This is a genomic window from Vibrio marinisediminis (assembly GCF_014050145.1).
Taxonomy (GTDB): Bacteria; Pseudomonadota; Gammaproteobacteria; order Enterobacterales; family Vibrionaceae; genus Vibrio; species Vibrio marinisediminis.
Genome location: NZ_JACFYF010000441.1, coordinates 1 through 224, shown reverse-complemented (window position 1 = coordinate 224; position 224 = coordinate 1). Strand labels below are relative to the sequence as shown.

At 36.6% G+C, this 224-nt stretch carries 1 pseudogene; it reads left to right on the top strand.

The window, feature by feature from the left end:
* Nucleotides 1-12 precede the first annotated feature (12 nt).
* Nucleotides 13-224 (top strand): annotated as a pseudogene (locus H2O73_RS24555) (hypothetical protein); the annotation flags it as partial.

Sequence of the window (224 nt, the reverse complement as noted above, 5' to 3'; positions counted from 1 at the left end):
AAACATGATTTTATATGGAGGCATTATATCGCACTACCAGCTCGAGGAAAGTTTGGGGTGTTTAATAGAACCCACTATGAAAATGTACTAGTAACAAGAGTTCGTCCTACTTATGTTTTAGGCGAAAATCTACCAACAGTAAACTCCGTGGAAGATGTAAATGCCGATTTTCGGGATAAGCGTTTTGAGCAGATTAATAATTTCGAAAAACATATTGCCGATAA